At 68.6% G+C, this 23,799-nt stretch carries 21 protein-coding genes; 12 read left to right on the top strand and 9 right to left on the bottom strand.

Annotation, left to right across the window (positions count from 1 at the left end):
- Window positions 1-24 precede the first annotated feature (24 nt).
- The 4 genes from IEY07_RS22085 to IEY07_RS22070 all read right to left on the bottom strand — a co-directional run bounded on the left by IEY07_RS22085 (window position 25) and on the right by IEY07_RS22070 (window position 4,459).
- Window positions 25-837: a type II secretion system F family protein gene (locus IEY07_RS22085; protein WP_188897978.1), complete on the bottom strand. Its 813-nt coding sequence runs from the start codon at window positions 835-837 to the stop codon at window positions 25-27.
- Window positions 834-1,979 carry a TadA family conjugal transfer-associated ATPase gene (locus tag IEY07_RS22080; RefSeq protein WP_188897976.1) on the bottom strand — a complete coding sequence of 382 codons (1,146 nt, stop codon included), beginning with the start codon at window positions 1,977-1,979 and terminating at the stop codon, window positions 834-836. The genes IEY07_RS22085 and IEY07_RS22080 overlap by 4 nt, the downstream gene beginning before the upstream one ends.
- Complete coding sequence (gene ssd, locus IEY07_RS22075; RefSeq protein ID WP_188897975.1) at window positions 1,976-3,139, bottom strand: septum site-determining protein Ssd; 1,164 nt, start codon at window positions 3,137-3,139, stop codon at window positions 1,976-1,978. Before ssd ends, IEY07_RS22080 begins: the two co-directional genes overlap by 4 nt.
- Window positions 3,140-3,706: 567 nt before the next feature.
- The gene (locus tag IEY07_RS22070) at window positions 3,707-4,459 is read right to left on the bottom strand and encodes a Fic family protein (RefSeq protein ID WP_188897973.1); all 753 of its coding nucleotides are present in this window, start codon (window positions 4,457-4,459) and stop codon (window positions 3,707-3,709) included.
- Window positions 4,460-4,527: 68 nt separating this feature from the next.
- Between IEY07_RS22070 and IEY07_RS22065 the strand changes: the two genes are divergently transcribed.
- Together IEY07_RS22065 and IEY07_RS22060 are read left to right on the top strand one after the other, a co-directional pair.
- Window positions 4,528-5,286 carry a class I SAM-dependent methyltransferase gene (locus IEY07_RS22065; protein ID WP_188897971.1) on the top strand — a complete coding sequence of 253 codons (759 nt, stop codon included), beginning with the start codon at window positions 4,528-4,530 and terminating at the stop codon, window positions 5,284-5,286.
- 28 nt (window positions 5,287-5,314) lie between these two features.
- Entirely contained in the window at window positions 5,315-5,911 is a 597-nt protein-coding gene (locus IEY07_RS22060) for a pentapeptide repeat-containing protein (protein ID WP_188897969.1), read from the top strand.
- 67 nt (window positions 5,912-5,978) lie between these two features.
- Here IEY07_RS22060 and IEY07_RS22055 read toward each other — a convergent pair whose 3' ends face one another.
- Window positions 5,979-9,470 (bottom strand): efflux RND transporter permease subunit, encoded by a 3,492-nt coding sequence (locus IEY07_RS22055; protein ID WP_188897967.1) that lies wholly within the window; start codon window positions 9,468-9,470, stop codon window positions 5,979-5,981.
- Window positions 9,471-9,667: 197 nt separating this feature from the next.
- On the opposite strand from IEY07_RS22055, the gene IEY07_RS22050 reads away from it, so the two are divergent.
- From IEY07_RS22050 to IEY07_RS22010, 9 genes are all read left to right on the top strand, one after another.
- Window positions 9,668-10,972 carry an MFS transporter gene (locus tag IEY07_RS22050; RefSeq protein ID WP_229670519.1) on the top strand — a complete coding sequence of 435 codons (1,305 nt, stop codon included), beginning with the start codon at window positions 9,668-9,670 and terminating at the stop codon, window positions 10,970-10,972.
- A 173-nt stretch (window positions 10,973-11,145) separates the two neighbouring features.
- The gene (locus IEY07_RS22045) at window positions 11,146-12,060 is read left to right on the top strand and encodes an endonuclease domain-containing protein (RefSeq protein ID WP_188897965.1); all 915 of its coding nucleotides are present in this window, start codon (window positions 11,146-11,148) and stop codon (window positions 12,058-12,060) included.
- Between the two features lie 176 nt (window positions 12,061-12,236).
- On the top strand, window positions 12,237-14,195 hold the full coding sequence (acs, locus tag IEY07_RS22040; RefSeq protein ID WP_188897963.1) for an acetate--CoA ligase: 1,959 nt from the start codon (window positions 12,237-12,239) through the stop codon (window positions 14,193-14,195).
- A gap of 3 nt (window positions 14,196-14,198) precedes the next feature.
- Window positions 14,199-14,981 (top strand): YbjQ family protein, encoded by a 783-nt coding sequence (locus IEY07_RS22035; RefSeq protein WP_188897961.1) that lies wholly within the window; start codon window positions 14,199-14,201, stop codon window positions 14,979-14,981.
- A gap of 294 nt (window positions 14,982-15,275) precedes the next feature.
- Entirely contained in the window at window positions 15,276-15,812 is a 537-nt protein-coding gene (locus IEY07_RS22030) for a phage holin family protein (RefSeq protein WP_188897959.1), read from the top strand.
- Between the two features lie 71 nt (window positions 15,813-15,883).
- Entirely contained in the window at window positions 15,884-17,278 is a 1,395-nt protein-coding gene (locus IEY07_RS22025) for a sensor histidine kinase (protein ID WP_188897957.1), read from the top strand.
- Window positions 17,262-17,957 (top strand): response regulator, encoded by a 696-nt coding sequence (locus IEY07_RS22020; RefSeq protein ID WP_188897956.1) that lies wholly within the window; start codon window positions 17,262-17,264, stop codon window positions 17,955-17,957. Before IEY07_RS22025 ends, IEY07_RS22020 begins: the two co-directional genes overlap by 17 nt.
- A 78-nt stretch (window positions 17,958-18,035) precedes the next feature.
- Window positions 18,036-18,920, top strand: a complete 885-nt coding sequence (locus IEY07_RS22015; RefSeq protein ID WP_188897954.1) for an ABC transporter ATP-binding protein — start codon at window positions 18,036-18,038, stop codon at window positions 18,918-18,920.
- Window positions 18,917-20,056: an ABC transporter permease gene (locus IEY07_RS22010; RefSeq protein ID WP_188897952.1), complete on the top strand. Its 1,140-nt coding sequence runs from the start codon at window positions 18,917-18,919 to the stop codon at window positions 20,054-20,056. The genes IEY07_RS22015 and IEY07_RS22010 overlap by 4 nt, the downstream gene beginning before the upstream one ends.
- A gap of 19 nt (window positions 20,057-20,075) precedes the next feature.
- Here the strand turns inward: IEY07_RS22010 and IEY07_RS22005 are convergent, their stop codons facing one another.
- From IEY07_RS22005 to nth, 4 genes are read right to left on the bottom strand one after another with little or no spacing between them, the layout of a single operon-like run.
- Entirely contained in the window at window positions 20,076-20,783 is a 708-nt protein-coding gene (locus tag IEY07_RS22005) for an HD domain-containing protein (protein ID WP_229670517.1), read from the bottom strand.
- Window positions 20,773-21,510, bottom strand: a complete 738-nt coding sequence (locus tag IEY07_RS22000) for an NUDIX hydrolase (protein ID WP_188897950.1) — start codon at window positions 21,508-21,510, stop codon at window positions 20,773-20,775. The genes IEY07_RS22005 and IEY07_RS22000 overlap by 11 nt, the downstream gene beginning before the upstream one ends.
- Entirely contained in the window at window positions 21,507-22,133 is a 627-nt protein-coding gene (locus IEY07_RS21995; RefSeq protein ID WP_188898030.1) for a TlpA family protein disulfide reductase, read from the bottom strand. Before IEY07_RS21995 ends, IEY07_RS22000 begins: the two co-directional genes overlap by 4 nt.
- The gene (nth, locus tag IEY07_RS21990) at window positions 22,130-22,879 is read right to left on the bottom strand and encodes an endonuclease III (RefSeq protein ID WP_188897948.1); all 750 of its coding nucleotides are present in this window, start codon (window positions 22,877-22,879) and stop codon (window positions 22,130-22,132) included. The genes IEY07_RS21995 and nth overlap by 4 nt, the downstream gene beginning before the upstream one ends.
- A 161-nt stretch (window positions 22,880-23,040) precedes the next feature.
- Here nth and IEY07_RS21985 point away from each other — a divergent pair, with 161 nt between their 5' ends.
- Complete coding sequence (locus IEY07_RS21985) at window positions 23,041-23,718, top strand: Crp/Fnr family transcriptional regulator (RefSeq protein ID WP_188897946.1); 678 nt, start codon at window positions 23,041-23,043, stop codon at window positions 23,716-23,718.
- Window positions 23,719-23,799 lie beyond the last annotated feature (81 nt).

Here is a 23,799-nt window from a genome sequence, read left to right as displayed (position 1 = left end):
GAGGTTTCCTTTCACCGAAGGGATTCACAGCGCCGCCCTATCGGCCACCCGCTCCATCCACAACACACCCCCGCAGGCCAGCACGGTGCCGGCGACCAGACAGCCCCACCCGTACGGACTGCTGGTGAGGAACTGCAGCGGATCACCGCCGATGGCGTATCCGATCCCGAGGCCGGCGACCGGCAGGACCGCCATGATCTTGCCGCTGGCACGCGGTCCCGCCGCTTCGCTGGCCACCACCAGAGCGACCGCGTCGTCGTCGAACAGACCGTCGGCGGCACGGTCGAGCGCATCGGCAAGATCGGCCCCGGTCCGGTTGGCGACCTGCCAGACCCGGGCCAACTCCGCCAGACCCTCGTGGCCCGGCGATTTCGCGGTGCCGCACCAGGCCGCGGTCGGATCACCGCCCAATTCGACGATCGCGACGGCCGGCCGCAACACCGGGCAGTCCTCGGCCGCCGACCGGATCGCCACCAGGGGCGGCTGCCCGATCCGCACCTGGGTGGCCAGGACCGAACAGGCCTGAGCGACCTGCTGTCGCGCGGCGGCGGCCCGCGCCCGGCGGACACCGGCCCGGACCAGGCGGGCCACGGTCGCCGCGATGATCACCGCCGGTGCGCAGAGCCAGAAACCCTGGGCGCCGAACGCCAAACCGGATCCGGTCAGTGCCCCGGCGGCGCAGACGACGGGCAGCAACCCCCGCAGACCGGCAGTCGGCGATCGCTCCGCGGTTGCTTGGCCGATAGTTGCCAGCCGGCGGCGCAACGAGCGGACCGGAGGCGTGCGGAACCACAACAGGCCGGCGATCCCGGCCAGCAGCACGGAGATGATGATCATGATCGGGACAAGATCCGCTCCAGCTCCGCCGCTCCAGGCCCGGTCGTCACCCTGCCGCCGGCGAAGCCGACGGCCGGCATCGCTGTGACCAGGCCGCCGACCGGATCGCGGTCCAGCACGCTGATCTCGCTGACGCGTCGGCGGCCGGACTGGTCGCGCCGGATGTGCACCAGGACGTCCAGCGCCGACGACAACTGCGCGTGCAGGGCCTCCCGGGGCAGACCGCCGATCGCCGCCAACGCCTCCAGCCGGGCCGGCACGTCGGCGGCGGAGTTGGCGTGCACAGTGCCGCAACCGCCCTCGTGGCCGGTGTTCATGGCGGCCAGCAGGTCGCAGATCTCCGCACCGCGGACCTCGCCGACCACCAGCCGGTCGGGGCGCATCCGCAACGCCTGCCGGACCAGGTCGGTGAGCGTGACGGCACCGGTCCGTTCGGCATTGCCGGGACGTCCCTCCAGACGCACGACGTGCGGATGCCGCGGAGCCAGCTCGCGGGAGTCCTCGACGATCACCAACCGCTCCGCCGGCGGCACCAGGGCCAGCAGCGCCGCCAGCAGCGTGGTCTTGCCCGACCCGGTCCCGCCACTGATCAGATAGGCGACCCGGGCCATGACCATCGCGGTGAGCACCTGGGCGCCGGCCGGCGGGACCGTCCCGGCGGCGATCAGATCGTCCAGCGAGAGCACCCGGCGCGACCCGACCCGCAACGAGATGCACGTCCCCGGGTCGGCCAGCGGTCCGAGTACCGCGTGCACCCGAGTGCCGTCGGCGAGCCGGGTGTCCACGAAGGGTGAACTGTCGTCCAGCCGTCTCCCCGCGGACGCGGCGAGCCGTTGGGCCAACCGCCGCACCTCGGCATCGGAGCTGAACCGCACCCCGGCATCCTCCAGTCCCTTGCCGCGGTCGAGGAACACCTGGTCCGGCCCGTTGACCAGCACATCGGTGACACCCTCCAACCGCAGCAGCGGATCCAGGGGTCCGGCGCCGACGCTCTCCCGGCGGATCGCCTCGACCGTCTCCAGCAATGCGGCGTCGCTGACCAGCAATCCCTCGGCGCGCATCGCATCGGCCACGTCGGCGCTGGTGTGGGGCCGGCCGAGGGCGGCGAGCTTGGTCCGGATCGGTTCCAGATCAGCGGTCACCGGTCCGGTCCGGATTCGTCGAGCACCCGATCCAACAGCTTGCTGCTGAGTCGCGCGAGCGGGCTGCGCGGCGCACGTCCGGGCGGATCACCGCGCTCGGCGCCGCGGAGCAGCGACGCATCTGGTCCGACCGCACCGGCCAGTCCCACTCCGACCGATTCGGCCACCACCGACAGGTCGATCCCTGCCCCGCGCGGACGCCGGACGACCAGCGCCGGTGCATCGGTGGTCTCGCGCAGTGTGTCGGCCACCCGACGGGCAGCTGCGATCCCGCGCACCTCGGCCGAGGCCATCAGCACGGCAAGGTCGGCCCGGCGCAGCGCCTCCAGAGCGGCCGGGGTCAGCGAGCGCGGCAGGTCGACGACCACCAACCGGTGGGTCCGGGTGGCCGATGCCAGAACCGCACGCACCGCGCCCGGCGCCAATTGATCCGGGTCGGGACGCGGATCGTCCCGGGTCGTCGACAGGACGTCGAGGCCGACGATCCGGGGAAGGTGGCCGGTGAGATCGCCGAGGTGCCCCTGCGCCGCACCCAACCTCGGCCATCGCCAACCGGCCACCCCCTCAGCCCCGACGAGGAGATCGATCCCGCCTCCCAACACGTCGAGATCGACCAACATCGCCGGGAGTCCTCGCAGTGTGGCGCCGATGGCCAACGCGGCGGCCAGCGTGGACGCGCCGACTCCACCTGATCCCCCGACCACCGTCACCAACCGTCCCGAACCCGGCTGGCTGCCGGTCAGGTCGGCGACGGCGCCGCTGAGGGCGCCGGCACCGTCGGGAAGTCTGACGACCGCCGCGCCCAGCGGGGCCGACCAAACCGACATCTCCGCCAGCCGATCCGGTGGCCCGACCACGAACACCTCGGTACGGTGCGGCAGCAACAGCTCCGCCGCCTGCCGGGCCTGGTCGGCTCCGATGATCACCATCGGTGAGCGCGACCAGAACGGCCGGATCGCCGCGGCCGTCTCGCAGACGGTCGGCTCGACGTCGGCTGCAGCCGTCGCCGCAAGGATCCCGTCGAGGATCTCCAGGTCGGCGGTCAGCACCAGCGGATGTCGATCGCCGCCGCCCGGACCCGACGCTCGGGCACCTCGCGCTCGATCGCCGATGCCGTACGGCGGTCTGGCCGCCAACGTCGGAGTCTGATTCGGTCCCACACCCTTACCTTGGGTCTGGAATCGCAAGTGTGTCGGGCAAGGTCAGGATCTGTGGATAACCCGGGCCGTCCGAGATCCTGTGGACAACCACAAACCGATGGATCCGCGCACCATGATCAACTGGCTGCGCCGATGCTACTGGCGGGTAGCAGATTCTCGGTTCCAAGGCCTTCTCAAACACCGGTCCGGGGAGTACAAATGGAAGCGAGCAGAACAGAGGATCTCGCACCGTGTGATGGCCGGGATCGTCGCACCGCTGAGGATTTGGCGGCCTGACGCCGCCGACGCGACGGGCCGGACGCTGACCGAGAGGTCGCCCGCAGACGGCGTGCGGTCATCGGTGATGCTCGCGCACAATCCGAGTACCCACGCGGTGATCACCCATCCGTAGAGGGCAGTTGCGACCCGGGTCCGCCCGGGCCAACAGAAGCGAGTGCACGCTTGGTCACTCGGATGTGTGCGCAGGCCGGCGCCCACGCTCTCGTGGGCGCCGAGTCATGCCCGGCCCACCCGATCAGTGGTACCTGATCATCCGCACATGATCACTCGCAGATCACCGGCACCCGCTCACGGGCGCCGGCCGGGCGGCTGGCGTACCGGTTTCAGCGGTGACAGTTCCGCGCCACGGGTGACAGCGGCCGCGACGTGGAGCAACCAGTCGCGTACGCCCTGGGCCGAGCCGCTGCGGTATCCCTCAAGGGCCAGCCGATAGGCGGCACCGGACTGCTGGTGAGCGACCTCGGGGACGGTCACCGCCGGCCGATCAAGATCACCATCGATCAAGATCATGCGCTCGACCGCACGGGCGACGATGCCGTTTCCGGCCGCGAACGGTGCCACCGTGATCAACTCGGCATGGGCGATCGCGGCAACCACGATCACCGGTGCGCTGGTCGATGTGGTGAGCAGCCGTCCGAGTGCAGCCATCCGGTCGGCGACCTGCGAATCGTCGCGCAGCCGCCCGAGCCCGTCATCGGCCAGCACGCCGCGACCGAGCACGGCATGAGCCCGCGCGATCGCCTGCCCCGGCGACACCCTGATCAGGCGAGCAAGATCAACAAGCTCGACGTACAACCGCAGTGTGCCCGCCTCCCAGCTCCGGTGATCATCGTCACCGACATGATCATCTTCGGTGCGCCCGATCACCGCGCTGGCCCGAGCGGCCATCAGGAGCGCCTCGGCCTGCTGCTCGGAGGTGATCTGCCGGCGTCCGCGGTCGCGCAACACCGCGTCGACGGCGTCCCGGGCGGCCATCACCGCCGACCCGACGCCCTCGATCCCGGCCAGTGCGGCGAGCGGGTCGGCGATCGGCGAGGTCATTCCCGATATCGTGCCACCTCGCCGCGCACCTGGCGGGGCGGACCTGCTGCAGACACTAGAATCCGAGCATGCCTGCTGAGCGCCGTACGGCTTTTCCCGAGGCGGCGGTCGCCTGGATGATCGGTGACGCGCCGCAACGGATCCTCGATCTCGGCTCCGGTCGCGGGCAGTTGGCGCGGATGCTGGCCCGATCCGGCCACCGGGTGCATGGTCTCGACCGGTCGGTATCGATGATCACCCGGCTGGCCGAGCGAATCCCCACCGGGCTGCACGTCGCCGCCCAGGCCGAGTCGCTGCCGTTCGCCGACCAGGTCTTCGACGTGGCCAGTTCGGCCGAGACGTTGCACAAGTTCGCCCCGGGTCTGGTGAGCGTCGAGATCGCCCGGGTGTTGCGGCCGGGTGGGCGTCTGGTCGCGATCTACAACACCCGCGACGACACGGTCCCATGGGTGAAGAAGCTGGCCAGGATCCTGCAACAGGTGGATCCCGAGGCGATGTCAGGCGATTTTGGCCAGGGCTCGATCGAGACGATGGCGCAAACGCCGTATTTCACCGACCTGGAACGCAAGAACTTCCGTAACTGGCTGCCGATCGACCGTCCGGGCCTGCTGGAGATGGTCAGCCGCCGCCCGGCCACCTCTGGTCTCGGCGAGTCGGAGCGGGACGCTCTGCTGGCCGAGGTCGGCGATCTCTACGACAGCTACGCACGCGCCCCCGAACCGCTGCTGCTGCCGTTCCAGGCATCCTGCTGGCGGGCCACGGTGGACCATCAGGAGTTGGCGCTGACCGGCGCTGATGACGGGCTGGAGATCCCGCTCGGCCTGTAGTGTCGGCCAGTCGTCGTACGGTTCACCCATGAGCGACGGCGTACGGACCGACGAGGACATCGTCGACGAGGACTGGTACGGCAAGGATCTTGACGGGTTGCGATTCATCGGCTGCCGCTTCAGCCGCGTCGACTTCACCGAAGTCCGCACCCGCAACACGGTCTTCGACGGCTGCCGCTTCGGCAACTGTGCCTTCAACGCCTCCGAGCACCACGAGACCGGCTTCGTCGCCTGTACCTTCGCCCGGAGTTCGTTCTTCACCGCAACGCTTTCCGGGTGCAAGCTGTCGGGATCGACGTTCGTCGACTGCGAATTCCACCCGATCACGATCAAGGGTGGGCTCTGGCAGGGTGTCACCTTGCGCGCGGCCGACCTGACCCGGATCGACTTCGGCGGCGCCGACCTCCGAGAGGCCGACCTGTCGGAGTCCGACCTTTCCGGCGCCCGGCTGACGGGCTGCAATCTCAGCCGGGCGACGCTTCGCCACACCCTGCTCACCGACGCCGACCTGACCGGTGCCGACCTCGAGCACGTCCAGCTGGCCGACGCGATCATGAAGAACACCAAGGTCGACATCAGTGGAGCGATCGCCGTCGCCGGCGCGTACGGAGCCGTGCTCGGCTAGCCGAACCTCGAAGCTGGGTACGACGCCCCGGCACGGCTGCTGTGCCCGGGGCGGCCCGGAGCAGCGGTCAGCGGCGACGGAAACGGCGGGCCAGCCGACGCAGCGGCCGTACGGCCCTGGACTCGACCTCGGCGCGAGCGGCCTCGGCGGCGCGCTGCCGCTCCGGGTCCATCGGCTCGCCACCGGGGTTCTCCGGTGGTAACGCGCCGGCACTGTCGCCCTCCGGCGCCCCGCTCTGCTCCGTCGGTGGCACCTCCGCCTGCGTCTGGTCAGCCGTCTCCAGGACGTTCACCGCCTCGGTCTCCTGGGCTCGCGCCACCTCCGCCGCTTCGGCACGGGCCGCCTCATCGGCCCGGTGCTGCTCAGCCCGCTGGGCCGCGATCTCCGCCTCCCTGGTCTCACGCTCGGCATCCCGACGCAACTGCTTGCGCTCGCGTCGGCCCTCGACCAGGCGGTAGAGCACCGGTACCAGGATGAGAGTCAGCACGGTCGAGGACACCAGGCCGCCGACCACGACGATCGCCAACGGCTGGGAGATGAATACACCGCCGCCGGTGAGTCCGAGCGACATCGGGATCAGCGCGAAGATCGTCGCGATCGCGGTCATCAGGATCGGCCGCAACCGTCTCCGGGCGCCGTTGATCAACGCCTCCTGCACCGACTCGCCGGCCGCCCGGTAGTGGTTCACCAGGTCGACCAACACGATCGCATTGGTCACCACGATGCCGACCAACATCAACAAGCCGATCAAGGACGGCACGCCCAGCGGGGTGTTGGTCACCACCAGCGCGATGAGTGCCCCGACCGCCGCGAACGGGATCGACACCAGCAAGATCAACGGCTGGACCAGGCTCTTGAAGGTGGCGACCATCACCACGTAGACGATCGCGATCGCGACCAGCAATGCCAAGCCCAGTTGGGAGAATGCGTCGGACTGGTCGGAGCTGACGCCGCCCAGCTCGGTCTGCACGCCGGACGGAAGGTGGAGTTGGTCCAGCGCCGCGGTGACATCGGAGTTGACCGCGCTGAGGTTGTCCCCGCTGGGCGTCAGGGACACGGTCGCGCTCTGCTGGCCGTTCCTGCGGTTGATCGACGGAGCCACCTTGGCCTGGGTGACGTCGGCCACCTCGGACAGCTTGACCTGCTGCGGCTGGGCCAGATCGCCTGCACCGCCGGAACTCCCTGCGCCACCGGCGTTCCCGGGATTCTGACCGGATCCCTGACCCGACTGCGCGCTCGCCGGGACGGCGATCTCGAGATTGCGCAGTTCGCTCAGTCCGACCGGCGCATCAGCGACCTTGAGCACCACGTCCTCGTCGTTGCCGGAGGTTTCGATGCTGCCGACCGTGGCCGGGGCCAGCACGCCCTTCAGCGTGTCAGAGACCTGACTTGCGGTGAGACCGTGCTGCTGGGCCTTGATGGGATCGATGTCGACCTGCACGATCGGCTGCGCCGCCGCCACCGAGGAGGTGACATTGGTCGTACCGGGAATCGCCTTCATCTTCGCCAGCACCTGAGCAGCCGCCTGATCGAGTCGATCCTGGTCCGGGGCGGTGATGTCCACCTCGACGTCGGAGCTGGTACCGAAGCCGGAGCTGGCGCTGACCGTGACCGTTCCGACGCCGCTGAGCTCATTGACCGCGTCGGTGACATCGTTCTGGATCCGATCCTGATCATCATCGGAGTCCGTGGTCACCGAGAAGGAGGCGGAGTCGGTGCCGCCGCCGAAGAAGCCACCGAAACCGCCGCCACCGATGGTGGTCTGGACGGTCTGCACCCCGTTCAACTCGCGGATCGCATCCTCGACCTTGGCTGCCATCTTGCTCTTGGTCTGCAGGCTCAGCGCCGGGGCGAAGTCCTGGGTCACCGACAGCGTGTTCTGGCCGCTGTTGCCGATGAAGTCGGTCTTGAGCCGGGTCGAGAGCGTGCCGGTCGCGCCGACCACCAACAACGCGATCAGGATCGTCACGATCGGATGCTTGGTCGCCGACCGGATGATCGGGACATAGCCACGCTGCAGCAGGCTGCGGTGTTCCTTCGCCTCGGCGAGTTCTCGTGCCTGGTCAGGATCGACCGTCACCTTCGGCACCCGCAGGATCCAATACGCCAGCACCGGGATGATCGTCAACGCCACCAGCAATGAAGCCAGCAGCGCGATCGTCACCGTCAGCCCGAAGGGTCGGAACAACTCGCCCACCTGGCCGCCGACCAGGGTGATCGGGAGGAAGACCGCAACCGTCGTCACGGTCGCAGCGGTGATCGCCGTCGCCACTTCCCGTACGGCGGTGGTGATCGCCTTGAGTTTCGGCTCGCCGTAGGAGAGATGCCGTTTGATGTTCTCGATCACCACGATCGAGTCGTCGACGATCCGGCCGACGGCGATCGTCAAGGCACCCAGCGTCAGGATGTTCAGCGAATAGTCGGCGACCCGCAGGCCGATCAGCGTGATCAACACCGATACTGGGATCGACAACGCGGTCACCAGGGTCGAGGTGCCGGAGAGCAGGAAGATCAAGATCACCACGATCGCCATCACCAGGCCGAGCCCGCCCTCGACGAGCAGGTCGTGGATCGACTGGGTGATGAAGGGCGCCTGATCGAAGACCGTGGTGAATTTCGCCCCGTCGCCCAGTCGGTTCGTGATGTCGGGCAGCGCGCTGCTGACGGCGTTGCTGACATCGACGGTGTTGCCCTCGGGTGTCTTCGTGATCGACAGCGACAGCGAGTCCTGGCCGTTGGTCCGTGAGATCGACGTCGCCGCCGCGTTGATCGTCTTGACGGTCGCGATGTCGCCGATCTTGACCCGCGAACCGTCGGCGGTGAGCATCTCCAGATCGGCGACATCGTGGGCCGACCGCAGGCGCTGCCCGACGTTGACCGACATCGTCCGGTCGCCGGCGGTGACGCTGCCGGCCGAGGTCACCAGCCCCGACGACTGCAGGGTCTGCTGCACGGCGGTGGTGGTGAGTCCGTGCGACTGCAGCTTGTCCAGATCGAGATCGACCTCGACCTGCCGAACCGGTGCCCCGGAGACGGTGACCGCGCGGACGCCGTCGATCTTCTGCAGCTGGGGTACGGCGATGTTGGTCAGTTGGTCTGCCAACGCGGCCTTGTCACCGGTGGCGCTGGTGACGCTCAGCTGGACAACCGGAAGATCGTCGATGCTGCCGGTCGTCACCTGCGGGTCGGTGCCGTCCGGGAGGGTGGATCGGATCCGGCTGACGGCGGCCTGCAGATCCTGCTGTGCAGCCGTCATGTCGGTGCCGTACTGCATGTTGATGGTGATCTGCGACAGCCCGGTCGACGAGGTCGAAGTGGTGTCGTCGATGCCGGACACGCCACCGACCGCCTGCTCGATCGGCGTAGTGACGCTCTGGGCCACGACCTGTGGCGCGGCGCCGGTGTAGGTCGTGGTGATCACTGCGGTCGGGACGCTGATCGACGGGATCAGCTCCTGTTTCAGCTGGCTGGCGGTGATTGCGCCGAAGATCATGACGAAGATCGTCACCAGCGCGATCAGGGCGCGGTTGCGCAGGCTCAGGTTGGCCAGTCTTCCCATTGAACGCTCAATCCACCATTCGTCGTCGTCCCACATCGGCACAGTGCGGGCGGCGGTGCCCGGGAGAAGTCTCCCCCAGCTTCGACGGGAAAACACTCAGGGACAACCCCGGTCAGGACCAGATCAGGGTCCACCCGAGGGTGGAGCCGGCGTAATCGGTTTGCCGCGGCACTCGCTCCGGGCGCAGACTGCGCGCTGTGATCGAGGAACGGCCGAGGCGCCGTTGGTGGCGCCGGCTGTGGGATGCCCGACTCGATCTGTCGCCCTTGTGGACCCGGGATTTCCGGCTGCTCTTCATCGCCGCCACGGCCGGCTACCTCGGTTCGATGATCGGCTACGTCGCGATCCCGTTCCAGCTCTTCCGGATCACCGGCTCCAATCTCGCGGTCGGCGTCGTCGGCGGTGTCGAGTTGGTGCCGTTGATCGTCTTCGGACTCTGGGGCGGAGCCCTTGCGGACCGCTTCGACCGCAGGACGATCATGGTGCTCTCTGGCGCTGCCAACGCCGTGCTGGCCGCCGCACTGCTGGTCAATGCCCTGCTCGACCACCCGCAGGTCTGGCTCATCTACCTGGTCGCGGCGCTGCTGTCGATGAGCTCGTCGCTGCAGCGGCCCAGCCAGGACGCCCTGGTGCCGCGTACGGTCGGCCACGACCAGCTCACCGCCGCCGTGGCGGCCTGGTCCCTGGCCTGGCAGTTGGGCAGTCTGGTCGGGCCGGCGATCGGCGGTGTGCTGATCGCCCGCTACGGCGTCGCGATCGGCTACGGCCTGTGGGTGACCAGCGCGCTGGTCACCGTGGTCCTGCTCGTCCGCCTCGGCCCCTATCCGCCGACCGAGCGGACCACCGGATCGGCGCTGCGCTCGATCGGAGTCGGGCTGCGGTACGCCGCCGGGCGCCGCGACCTGCTCGGCACCTACATCGTGGACCTGGTCGGGATGTTCATGGCCATGCCCACGGTACTGTTCCCCGCTTTCGGCCTGCAGGTCTTCGGCCACCCCGAACTCGTCGGCCTGCTGTACGCCTCCGAAGGGCTCGGCTCGGCGCTCGCGACCATCACGTCGGGCTGGATGGCCCGCATCCACCACCACGGCCGGGCGATCACCTTGGCCGCTATCTGCTGGGGTGCGGCGATCGGTCTGGCCGGCCTTGCGCCCTGGTACTGGCTGGCCTTCGCGATGCTCGTCCTGGCCGGCGGCTTCGACCAGATCAGCGGCACCTTCCGAATGGTGTTGTGGAACCAGACGATTCCTGATGAGTTGCGCGGCCGACTGGCAGGGATCGAGATGCTGTCCTACTCCGTCGGCCCGCTCGGTGGCCAGCTGCGTGCCGGGATCGTCGCCGATCTGGTCGGGGTCAGGGCCGCCATCGCTTCGGGTGGTGCGCTGTGCATCCTCGGTGTCTCGGTGACCACGGCGGCGATCCGCGGATTCTGGACCTACGACAACCGCACCGACCCGCATGCGGTTCGGGAGCGGGAGCGCCGGGCAACCAGCAACGGGTAGCGCTGATTCTGTGACCGGCGATCGAGTTCACTCGGCGTGTCGCCGGCCGCCGGCAGAACGTCGGTCACAATCTCGGCGGTTGCCGATATCCACAGGGATCTGACTCCCCCGAGTTCTCCACAGAACGCCCGCTACGGTGAACCGGTCCGGCGATTGTCCCTATTGCTAAAGGTGTGCGGACCATTCATCGTGAGCGGCTGGCGCAGCTCCTCGCCGAAGGCGGCGGCGTTGTCCGTCGCAGCGAACATCCCGAGCTCGGGCCGGTCCTGGACCGACTGCTGCGCACAAAGGAGCTGACAACCGTTCTTCTGGGCATCTACGCACCCGCTGGCTTCTGTGCCGACCTCGCCGCCCGGATGGCGGCAGTCGCGGCGTGGAATGCTGACGCGGTCGTCGTCGGACGTGCAGCTGCTGCAGCGACATACTGGCCGGACATCCGCTTCGATCGCGTCGACATCGTCCTGCGAGTCGCCCGGAAGCTCCGCAGCATGGACTTCCGCCTCCACCGCCGGACCATTCCTGTCGACTGGATCCGCGAGCTGAGGGTCGGGACCCGCACAGTCAGGGTCTCCGCTCCGGCGCTGACAGCCGTCGAGTTGGCCGCCGAGCTCGGAGGTGAGCCCATCGACACAGTGCTCCGCACCAGACAGGCGACCCTGGATGACATGCGGTCGGCACTGGACGCGGTCAGTGGCAGCCGCGGCAACGGCGCTCGCCGCAGGCTGCTCTGGGAGTCGCGGGACACACCGTGGGCCGAGTCCGAACGATTGGCACACCAGCTGCTGCGGGATGCAGCGATCCTCGGCTGGACAGGCAACGAGAAGGTCGTCATCAACGGCCACACCTATTTCGTCGACATCTGCTTCCTGCGGCTGAAGATCGCCGTTGAGATCGATGGCCGCGACCACCAGAGAGATATCACCACTTTCGTGCGAGACCGTGAGCGACAGAATGCGCTCGTGCTGGCCGGGTGGATCGTGCTTCGGTTCACCTGGCAGGATCTTGATCGGCATCCGCAACGCTTCGTGGCGCAGGTTCGAGCAGCGATCGAGACCGCCAGCAGGGCCACCGCAGTCAACAAGCGCTGAGAATGTAGCCGACGTTTCGTTCGCTGCGGCGTGTCGGGGCCCCCCCCGGGAAACGCCGGTCACGATCTCAGTGGCTCCGCCAGGAAGGACCCCAAGACGGCGAAGCCCTTCGGCAGCCTCAGCGACCGGTGATGGTTAGGCTGTGCGGCGATGAACTTCACCCGAGGAGGCGTGCTGTGAGCGACGAGACCCTGGAGAACCTGCTGACGGAGGACCGACGGTTCCCGCCACCGGCGGACCTCGCGGCCCACGCCAACGTGACCCAGGCGACCTACGACGAGGCCGCGGCCGATCCCGAGGCATTCTGGGGCAAGCAGGCCGAGCGGCTGAGCTGGGCCACCAAGCCGACCCAGACGCTCGACTGGAGCAACCCGCCCTTCGCGAAGTGGTATGCCGACGGCACCCTGAACGCTGCCTACAACGCCTGCGACCGGCACGTCGAGGCCGGTAACGGTGAGCGGGTCGCCTTCTACTTCGAGGGCGAGCCGGGCGACAGCCGCGCGATCACCTATGCCGAGCTGACGACCGAGGTCAAGAAGGCCGCCAACGCGCTGCTCGAGTTGGGCGTCAAGGCGGGTGACCGGGTCGCGATCTACATGCCGATGATCCCCGAGGCCGCAGTCGCGATGCTGGCCTGCGCACGGATCGGCGCTCCGCACACCGTGGTGTTCGGCGGTTTCTCGGCCGAGGCGCTGGCCAGCCGGATCTCCGACTGCGGCTGCGAGGTGGTGATCACCGCCGACGGCGGTTACCGCAAGGGCAAGCCGTCCTCGCTCAAGCCCGCGGTGGACCAGGCACTCCAGCAGGTCCAGGGCGTCCGCCATGTGCTGGTCGTGAAGCGCACCGGGGAGCCGGTGGACATCGTCGAGGGCCGTGACCTGTGGTGGCACGAATTCGTCGGCAAGCAGTCCGAGGAGCACACCGCGGAGGCTTTCCCGGCCGAGCATCCGCTCTACATCATGTACACCTCCGGCAGCACCGGGAAGCCGAAGGGCATCCTGCACACCACCGGCGGCTATCTGGTCGGCACGTCGTACACCCATTGGGCGACCTTCGACCTGAAGCCGGAGACCGACGTCTTCTGGACCGCCGCGGACATCGGCTGGGTGACCGGACACAGCTACCTGGTCTACGGGCCGCTGGTCAACGGCACCACCAGCGTGATGTACGAAGGCACTCCCGAGACCCCGCACCAGGGCCGCTGGTGGGAGATCATCGCCAAGTACAAGGTGTCGATCCTCTACTGCGCGCCGACTGCGATCCGGACCTTCATGAAGTGGGGCGCCGAGATCCCGGCGAAGTTCGACCTGTCGAGCCTGCGGGTGCTCGGCTCGGTCGGCGAGCCGATCAACCCCGAGGCGTACGTCTGGTACCGCACCAACATCGGCGGCGACCGGACCCCGGTCGTCGACACCTGGTGGCAGACCGAGACCGGCATGCACATGATCACCCCGATGCCGGGTGTGACCAGTGGCAAGCCGGGCGCGGCGATGACCCCGTTCCCCGGTGTCTCGATCGACGTGGTCAACGACGAGGGCAAGCCGGTCGGCAACGGCGAAGGCGGCTACCTGGTGATCACCAAGCCCTGGCCGTCGATGCTGCGGACGCTCTGGGGCGACGACGAGCGCTACCGGGAGACCTACTGGTCGCGGTTCGGTGGTCTCTACTTCGCCGGGGACGGCGCCAAGAAGGACGAGGACGGCGACCTCTGGCTGCTCGGCCGCGTCGACGACGTGATGAACGTCTCCGGTCACCGGATGTCGACCACCGAGATCGAATCGGCACTGGTGTCCCACCCCAAGGTCGCCGAGGCGGCCGTCGTCGGCGCCACCGATGAGACCACCGGCCAGGCGATCGTGGCGTTCGTGATCTTGCGTTCCGAAGCCGGCGACGGCGGCCCGGATGTTGTCAAGGAGTTGCGCCAGCACGTGTCGACCGAGATCGGCCCGATCGCCCGGCCGCGGCAGATCATGGTCGTCGAGGAACTGCCGAAGACCCGTTCCGGCAAGATCATGCGACGGTTGCTGCGCGACATCGCCGAGAACCGTGAACTCGGCGACGTGACCACCCTGCAGGATTCCACCGTGATGGACCTGATCAAGACCAACCTGACAACGGCACCCAGCGAGGACTGAACCATGATCATCGTCACCACCAACGACATTCCCGGCTACCGGATCGACGCGGTGCTCGGTGAAGTCATGGGCATGACCGTCCGCAGTGCCAACATCGGCGCGAATTTCATCGCCGGCTTCCGCTCCATGGGCGGAGGCGAGATCCACGAATTCACCAAGATCGTCTACGAGAGCCGTAACGAGGTGATGAACCGGATGTGGGCCGACGCTCAGCAGCGCGGTGCGAATGCGATCGTCGGCATGCGGTTCGACACCGGTGAGATCGGCCAGAGCTTCACCGAGATCTGCGCCTACGGCACCGCCGTCGTCGTACGGCCGATCCCGAGCGGTGAGGACGGCTCGACGGTGCAGTCCGCCCAACAGGCGGCCCAGTCCGGGACCCGGCCCGCCGCCCCGCAGGAGACCCGTCCCGACCGCCAGCCGCCGCCTCCGCCGCAGCAGTCGGCCCAGCCGCCGGCACCCCAGCCCCAGCAGTCGGCCCAGCAGGTCCCGCAGCCCCAGCAGTCGGCCCAGCAGGTCCCGCAGCCCCAGCAGTCGGCCCAACCTCAGCCGTCTGCAGGACCGGTCGAACCACCGCCGTCGGCACCCGGACCCCAGCCGGTGCCGGGCCAGCATGGCTACCAGCCCCAGGTGCCGCCGCCAACCGGCTACCCGGGCCAGCAGCAGCCCGCCCAACAGCAGCCCGCCCAGCAGCCACCCTCCCAACAGCAGTGGGCCCCGCAGGACCAGCAGCCCGGCGGCTATCAGCAGGCGCCCTGGGAGCAGCAGCCCCCGCGCCACGGCTAGCTAGCCGCCGACGCCCTTCCCCGGCGACGTACGACCCTCAAAGGTCGAGCGAGTGGGGCCCGACATGCCGATCGGCGCCTCACAGGCTGAAACTTTGACCTTCGGTGCACCCCGATCGCGCGAGCCACCGACCGATTCCGCGCTGGAGCCGCGGGTAACGCGGAGGAATCATCGGCTCCGAGATTGCGGATCGTCTGCGCATGAGGTCGACCTGGATCACCGACCCGTTAGGCTCAGCCGCAACGATCATCGTCGTCTTGGCGTCGGCAATGCGACGCAGGAGGAGAGGCTGGCATGACGAGCACCGATACGGGACAGACCCCGAAGGCGCCCGGCGTCGGGGACATCCTCAAGGACATCCAGGCCGAGGTCTCGAACCTCATCCGGGGCGAGGTCGAGCTGGCCAAGCAGGAGTTGGTGCCGTCGGCCCGCAAAGGTGGCATCGGCGCCGGCCTGTTCGTCGGTGCACTGTTCTTCCTCCTGAACGCGCTGATCCTGATGTTCATCGCCGGCTCGCTGGCTATCTGGAAGTGGCTGAATCTGCCGATCGCACTGGGCTTCGTGATCATGGGCGGGGTACTGATCGTCGTCGCCGTGATCTTCGCACTGATCGGCCTGGTGCTTTTCAAGCGGGTCAAGGGACCCGAGCAGACGATCGCCCAGGGCCAGCAGACGGCCGAGGCGGTCAAGACCGCCATCGCCCGCGGCAATGCGGCTGCCACGGCCAAGAGGATCGAGGCGGGGAAAATCGAGGCGGGGAAGATCGACGCTGGGAAGATCGACGGTAACGCCGACACCCGTCAGCTCCCGGGCGCCGCGGCCCGCAGCTGACCGGCGCTGGCCGGCGGCGAATCCGTCGCAGGACGGATGTCCAGGACGACGAGGATCGTTACCGTGTCCTGGTGAGTGCCTCTGGACTGACCGGTGTCGGCACCCAGTGGTCCACCCTGGACCAGATCCTGCCGAGCACCGACCCGCCGTATCCCGGTTGGCGCCGACCCACCCCGGGGCCGGATGGCCGGCGTGCCGATCTGATCGGCGCGGTGGCGTTGGCCGTCGGCGCCGTGACCACCATGCAGCTCTACCCGTGGGCGGGGCTGCTGCAACCGACCAAGGCGCCGCAGTGGCTGGAGCTGCTGTGGTCGATCGCCGTCACCTTGCCGCTGGCCTGGCGCCGCCGCTATCCGGTGATCATTGCGCTGCTGGTCTCCGCGCTCTACATGGCCGGCGGGATCGCCTTCGGCGTCTCGCTGTTCTTTCCGATGATCGCGCTGTTCGTCGCCTTCTACACCGTCGGTGCCTGGGAACCGGACCGGCAGCGCGCCCGCTGGACCCGGCTGGTGATCACCGCGGCGATGTTCATCTGGATCATGATCTCGATCTTCGTGTATGCGACCGGCGACCGATCCGATGAGCCGGCCGCGACCGGGCCGTTCTCCCCACTGGTGTCGATGGCCCTGATCCAGCTCCTCACCAACGCGACCTTCTTCATCGGGTCCTACTACCTCGGCAACCGCGGCTACGCCGGCGCCATCGGCCAGGACGAGCTCGAACGCCGTACGGCCGAGCTTGCCCGGGAGCGCGAACGCTCCACGGCCCAGGCGCTGGCTCTGGAGCGGATGTGGATCGCCCGGGAGCTGCACGACGTGGTCGCCCACCACGTCTCGGTGATGGGAGTGCAGGCCAGCGCGGCCCGGGTCGCCTTCGACCACAATCCGGTGGCCGCTCGCGACGCTCTGGGCCATGTCGAGTCGTCCGCCCGGACGGCGATCGAGGAGCTGCACGGCATGTTGAGCACCCTGCGCGAGGCAGACCCGGAGGCGCGCGACGACGGCCGGCATCCCGATCACGAGATCGAGACCGCGGCCACCGTCGGCGTACGCCGATTGCCCGCGCTGGTTGAAGAATCCGAGGCCGCAGGGCTGCCGACCCGGCTCGAGATCGTCGGAACACCCGGCCGGCTGCCGGCGGTGCTGGACGTCAATCTCTTCCGGATCGCCCAGGAGGCGCTGACCAACGTCCGCAAACACGCGGGTCCCCGAGCGACGGCCGATGTCCGGCTGCGCTACTACCCCGATGAGGTGGAGATCGAGATCACCAACAGCGGAGCGACCCCGACCCGATGGCCGGGCCGGACCGGCCCCGGCCTCGGCCAGCTCGGGATGCGCGAACGCGTGGCAGCATCCGGTGGGACCATCGAGCTCGGCGCCCTGGCCAGGGGCGGTTACCTGGTCCGGGCCCGGATGCCGCGTTCGCCGATGACCGGCGCGGAGGTGTTCCATGATCAACGATCATGATCCGATCCGGGTACTGCTGGTCGATGATCACGAACTGGTCCGCTACGGGTTCCGGGTGATCCTGGAGTTGGCCGAGGGCATCGAGGTGGTCGGTGAAGCCGGCAACGGCGAGGAAGCCGTCCAGCGGGCCAGGGCCCTGACGCCCGACGTGATCTGCATGGACGTCCAGATGCCGGTCAAGGACGGCCTCGCCGCGACCCGTGAGCTGGTCGCCGATCCGACGGTAGGAGCGGCGGTGTTGATCTTGACCACCTTCGACCGGGACGACTATCTCTTCCAGGCGCTCGCGGCCGGGGCCAGCGGATTCCTGCTGAAGAATGCCAGTCCGGAGAATCTGGTCGAAGCCGTACGGGTGATCGCCGCCGGGGAGGCGCTGCTGTCGCCGGCCGTCACCCGCCGGGTGATCTCCGGCTTCGTCCCGCCGCAGCAACCACGCCCTTCGTCCGGGTCCACCGACCAGCGGCCGGTCCCGACCCCGGCACTGACCGAACGGGAGGCAGAGGTGCTGCAGCTGGTGGCCCAGGGGATGTCCAACGCCGAGATCGCAGCTGCCCTGGTCGTCGGCGAGGCGACGGTCAAGACCCATGTTTCCAATGTGCTGGCCAAACTGCAGCTCCGCGACCGTATCCAGGCCGTGATCTACGCCTATGAGCACCGGCTCGTGACACCCGGCACCTGACCTCCACCTGCGGGCGGATGCGGAATTCCCACCCGGCGACGGATGCGTGAGAGGCCCCGAGGTTTCTAGCCTGATGCTGTGCTGGAGATAACCAAGATCAACAGATCGTTCGGCGCGCGACAGGTGCTCACCGATGTCAGCTTCGACGTGCCCGGAGGCCGGATCACCGGCTTCGTCGGCCGCAACGGCGCCGGCAAGACCACCACGATGCGGATCGTGCTGGGCGTGTTGACCGCCGACAGCGGCGAGGTCCGCCTGGACGGCGCGCTGCTGACACCGGCGGATCGTCGCCGGTTCGGCTACATGCCCGAGGAGCGGGGGCTGTATCCCAAGATGCCGGTCGCCGAGCAGCTCGTCTACCTCGCCCGCCTGCACGGTCTCAGCCAGCGCGCGGCCCGCCACAACACCAGCGATCTGCTGGCCAAGCTCGAGTTGTCCGACCGGGCCGGCGACAAGGTGGAGACCCTGTCGCTGGGCAACCAGCAGCGTGCCCAGATCGCGGCCGCGTTGGTCCACGATCCGCAGGCGCTGATCCTGGACGAGCCGTTCTCCGGACTGGATCCGCTGGCTGTCGACGTGGTCCTCGCGGTCCTCCGCGAACGGGCCGCGGCCGGTGTTCCGGTGCTGTTCTCCTCCCATCAGCTGGACATCGTCGAACAGCTCTGCGACGACCTGGTGATCATCGCGGGCGGAACGATCCGCGCCGCCGGGCCCCGGGACGAGTTGCGGGACCGCTATGCAGGCACCACCTACCAAGCAACGTTCGGGACCGATGCGGGCTGGCTGCGTGACCAGCCCGGGATCACCGTCCGGGATTTCGACGGGCCGAACGTGATCTTCGACGCCGGATCGCCGGAGGCGGCCCAGTCCGTGCTGGCCGCGGCCGTCGCCCGCGGACCGGTGCTCAGCTTCTCCCCCCGTCGGCCGCGCCTGGCCGAGATCTTCAAGGAGGTCATCCAGTGACGACCACTCCGGCGACGACGCCGAGCCTCACCGCACCTGCGGCCACACCGGGCCTGAGCTTCGGCCAGGCCGTCCGGCTGATCGCCGAACGCGAGATCCTGACCCGGCTGCGCAGCCGTGCCTTCCAGGTGTCCACCGGGATCATGTTGCTCGCCGCGCTGGCCGGTGTGATCGCTGCAGGCACGCTCGGCGGCCGGACGTCCACGACGTCGGTGGCGGTAGTAGGCGACGTCGCGGCCGTGCAGCAGGCCTCCGGTCTGGCGGTCCGCCACGTCGGCTCGGTCGCCGAGGCGACCGCCCTGGTGCGGGCCGGGACGGTCGATGCGGCCGTCGTCGCGGATCGGTCGAGCCCGGCCGGGATCAGGATCATCGCCGACGAGTCCTCGCCCGACGCGCTCGTTGCTGCTCTCAGCGTCAAGCCGCAGGTGACGCTGCTCGATCCGCCCACCATCCCGCCCGGACTGCGATACGCCGCCGCGTTCGGTTTCGCGCTGATCTTCCTGATGTCGTCGGCGACCTTCGGCGGCACCATCGCCCAGAGTGTGGTGGAGGAGAAACAGACCCGGATCGTGGAGATCCTGATCTCGGCCATCAGCACCCGGACGCTGCTCACCGGCAAGATCCTGGGCAACAGCCTGCTCGCCTTCGCCCAGGTGGTGGTCACCGGTGCCTTCGCGGTGATCGGACTGTCGGTCACCGGGGAGTCGGCGACACTGTCCCTGCTGGGCGCGCCGATCGCCTGGTTCGTGATCTTCTTCGTGATCGGCTTCGTCCTGTTGGCATCGATGTTCGCCGCCGCGGCGTCGCTGGTGTCGCGGCAGGAGGACATCCAGGCGACGGTCACGCCGGTCACCATGCTGGTGATGATCCCGTACTTCCTGGTGATCTTCTTCCACGACAACAGCCTGGTGCTGACGATCATGTCCTATGTGCCGTTCTCGGCCGCTGTCGGCATGCCGCTGCGGATCTTCCTCTCCGAGGCAGCCTGGTGGGAACCCCTGCTGTCGTTGCTGATCCTGCTTGCCGGAACCGTCGGCGTGATCGTCGCCGCCGCCAAGATCTACGGCAACGCGCTGTTACGCACCGGAGCCAAGATCTCGGTCCGTGAGGCGCTGCGCAGCAGCGGGGTGGACTGACCTTCGACTAGCTCCGGGATCAGGCGAGCGGCCAGGCCTCGGGATCGAGATCGTCACGGACACCGAGCCGGTCGATCAACTCCAGCGCCTCGCTCGCCAGATTCTGCTGCGCCACGGAGTTGATCTTGCGACCGGCGTGGGTGCGGAAGAGCGTCCGGCCGCCGAGCGAGAGCAGCACCTGCAACCGGCCGGCCGCGAACTCCTCGTCGCTGAGCCGCGAGTATTCGGCGCGGACCGCGTCGACGTAGCGCCGGTACTCCTCGGCCGGCGAGGCCAGGATCGCCAGGTCGGCATCGCACAGCAGCTCGCCGTTGATGTCCGATCCCGAGGTGCGGTGCTGCTCGGTCAGCCGGACGAGCCGGGCGATCTCGCCGAGCTCCTCCTGCTCGAATCCGGACCGGACCAGCGTCCGGATCGCCAGCCGCGCCGAGGCTTCCTCGTTGCTGATCTGCCCCGGCGGGATCGCATAGACCGCGTCGTGGAACCAGGCTGCGAGCCGGACCGAGAAGAGGTCGTGACTGCCGGTGGCGAAGGCGTCGATCCGATCCAGTACGAAGGCCAGGTGACCGAGGCCGTGATAATGCCGGTGCGGCTCGGCATACCGCTCCGCCAGCTCCTCGCCGATGTCGCGATGTCCGGGCAGCAGCTTCTCGAACTGTTCGAGCAGGTCGGACCGCAGATCGGTGGTCGCGGCGGGCTCAGATGTCGCGGCGGGCTCAGATGTCATGGGGTTCGGCTCCTGCCGGTGTATCGAGATCGGGTGCGTCGAGATCGGGACCGGCCACCGGCTGCCGGCCCAGATAGCGCGACGGTACCGCCATCGTGCGGCGGTTGTCCCACGGGCGCTGCCAGCCACCGCGGGTGAGAATGCCGTCCAGCACGTAGGCGGTGAAGCCCCAGATCAACAGGTCGCCGATCAGGAATCCGGGCCCGCGATGCCCGCGCGGGTGCACGGTGACGTAGCGGTTGTTCGGGTCGGTCAGGGCGCTGATCGGGATGCGCTGCACAGCTGCGACCTCGCCGGGATCGACCACCGCGACCGGTGACTGGTCGCGCCACCAGGCCAGCACCGGAGTGACCTGGAATCCGGAGACGGACAGCCCGAGCGGGTCGAGTTCGCCGAAGACCTCGACGCCGGACGGGTCGAGTCCGGTCTCCTCGTGCGCCTCGCGCAGTGCGGCAGCGACGATATCCGTGTCGACGTCCTCGATCCCGCCACCCGGGAAGGCGACCTGGCCGGGATGAGCCCGCAGAGCCGACGATCGCTCGATGAAAAGCAGATCCGGGCCGTCGCGATCCTCGCCGAAGAGCACCAGCACCCCCGCCGGGCGGCCGCCGGTCCCGGCCGCTCGCTCGGGTGGTGGCGTACGGTCCGGCCAGCTGTCGAGGTTGCGGGACAGGCTGTCCCGCAACGGCTGCAGCCAGTCCGGCAGCAGCAACGGCCGTCCGCTCACAGCTTCACCCCGAGCTGGTCGCGCAGCAGCGCGCGCAGCTGGGTGTCGCTGGAGAAGGGCCTGACCTGCCGGTAGACGATCCTGCCCTTGGCGTCGACCAGGAAGGTCTGCGGGATGCCGATGATCTTCAGCGGTGCCTTGACCCGTTGCTGATAGTCCTGGAGCTGCGGGTAGGTCCAGCCTGCATCCTTGGCGAAGTCGATCGCCGCGGCTGGATCCGGGTCGGCGTAGTCGATCCCGATGAATTGGACGTCGTTGCCGGCCTGCTCGGCGACGGCCGCCAGGTGCGGTGCCTCGACCCGGCACGGACCGCACCACTGGGCCCAGATGTTGACCACCATCGGCTTGCCGCGCAGCCCGGCCAACCGGACCGTACGGTCGCTGCCCAGGCAGGCCAGGGTGATGTCGGGCAGGCCGTTGTCGAGGGCCGCATCGCCGGTGGAGGCCGGGCAGTCGGCGATGCCGGCCTGCACCCGGGCCTTGCGCAGCTCGTGGCTGGAGGCGGGCGGCGGTGCGGAGGCGGGTTGGTCGGTCGGCGGAACCGACGGTGTCGACGACGGTGACCCACTGCACCCGGCGAGGAACAGCACCGCCACGAGCACGATCAGGACTCGGCGCATCATCCTCGCGGTTCCCGGACGAGTTTGGCCGCCTTGACGGGATCGGTCGGTCCCTCGCCGTAGGACGGGCACCACCGGGCGACCGGGCAGGCACCGCACGCAGGGTTGCGGGCGTGACAGCGGCGCCTGCCGTGCCAGATGACGTTGTGGCTGAGCTGGGTCCAGTCCTTGCGCGGAAAGAGCGACCCGACCTCGGCCTCGATCTTGTCCGGGTCCTTCTGTTCGGTCCAGCCGAAGCGCTTGACCAGCCGGGCGAAGTGGGTGTCGACGGTGATACCCGGGACGCCGAACGCGTTGCCGAGCACCACATTGGCCGTTTTGCGGCCGACCCCGGGCAGCGTCACAAGGTCCTTCAGCTTGCCGGGCACCTCACCGTGATACCGCTCGACCAGGGCCGCGCCGAGCTTCATCACGCTGTCGGTCTTGGCCCGGAAGAAGCCGGTCGGCTGCAGCAGGGCCTCCAGCTCTGCGCGGTCAGCGGACGCGTACGCCGCCGCATCCGGATACTTCGCGAACAGCACCGGCGTGACCAGGTTGACCCGCTTGTCGGTCGTCTGCGCGGACAGGATGGTCGCCACCAGCAACTCCAGCGGCGTGGTGAAGTCGAGCTCGGTGTGGGCGTCCGGATAGGTCTGTGCCAGAACCTTGTTGATGGTGCGGGCGCGCCGCACCAGCGCCGTACGACTCACCTCACCGGTCGCGGCTGCCTTGGATGCGGTACGGCTGCTCCCGGTCGGGCCTGAGGTCATGGAATCAGGGTACTGATCAGCGATGACAATCCCCGCCGCACGCACTGCTGCATTCGGTCACGGACCGGTCGCAGTCCTGCCGGACGCGCGCCCGCCCGGGTGCATCGCGAGGTCCATGACGGTAGCCTGTCGGAGGAAATTGCAGATGACCAGGAGGGCACGTGGACCCCGAAGTCTTGAAACAGGCTCCGCTGTTCAAGGGACTTGAAGACGAGGCTGTGGCTGAGCTGTCGGCCGCAATGGGGACGCTCAAACTCACCAAGGGCGAGATCCTGTTCCACGAGGGCGACAACGAGGACCGGCTCTACGTGGTGGTCAGCGGAAAGGTCAAGCTGGGCCGCAGCGGTTCGGCCGGCCGGGAGAATCTGATGGCGGTTCTCGGGCCCGGACAGATGTTCGGAGAGTTGTCGGTATTCGATCCCGGGCCGCGGTCGACGACTGCGACGGCGGTGACCTCGGCCGAGTTGCGGGTCCTCGAACACGATGTGCTCAACAAGTGGCTGGTCGGGCGACCGGAGGTGGCCCAGGGGCTGCTCGGGCAGCTGGCCGGCCGGCTTCGCCGCGCCAACGACACCAACGCCGATCTGGTCTTCTCCGACGTTCCCGGCCGGGTGGCCAAGGCGTTGCTGGATCTGGCCACCCGCTTCGGCGACCATCGCGAGGACGGCATCCACGTCCACCACGATCTGACGCAGGAGGAGTTGGCCCAGCTGGTCGGCGCCTCCCGGGAGACCGTCAACAAGGCGCTGGCCGATTTCGCGGCCCGCGGCTGGATCCGGCTGGAGCCACGTTCGGTCACGCTGATCGATCTCGAGCGGGTGGAGCGCCGCGCCCGCTAGGCCGTTCTCCCCAGCTCTCCTCGGCTCTCACCCGGATCCGCACCAGATGCCGAGGTCTGCACCAGCTGCAGATGGTGCGGA

It is taken from the genome of Microlunatus endophyticus (assembly GCF_014646195.1).
GTDB classification, from domain to species: Bacteria; Actinomycetota; Actinomycetes; order Propionibacteriales; family Propionibacteriaceae; genus Microlunatus; species Microlunatus endophyticus.
Note: the sequence above shows the minus strand (reverse complement) of the source record. Positions and strands in the feature narration are given on the sequence as shown.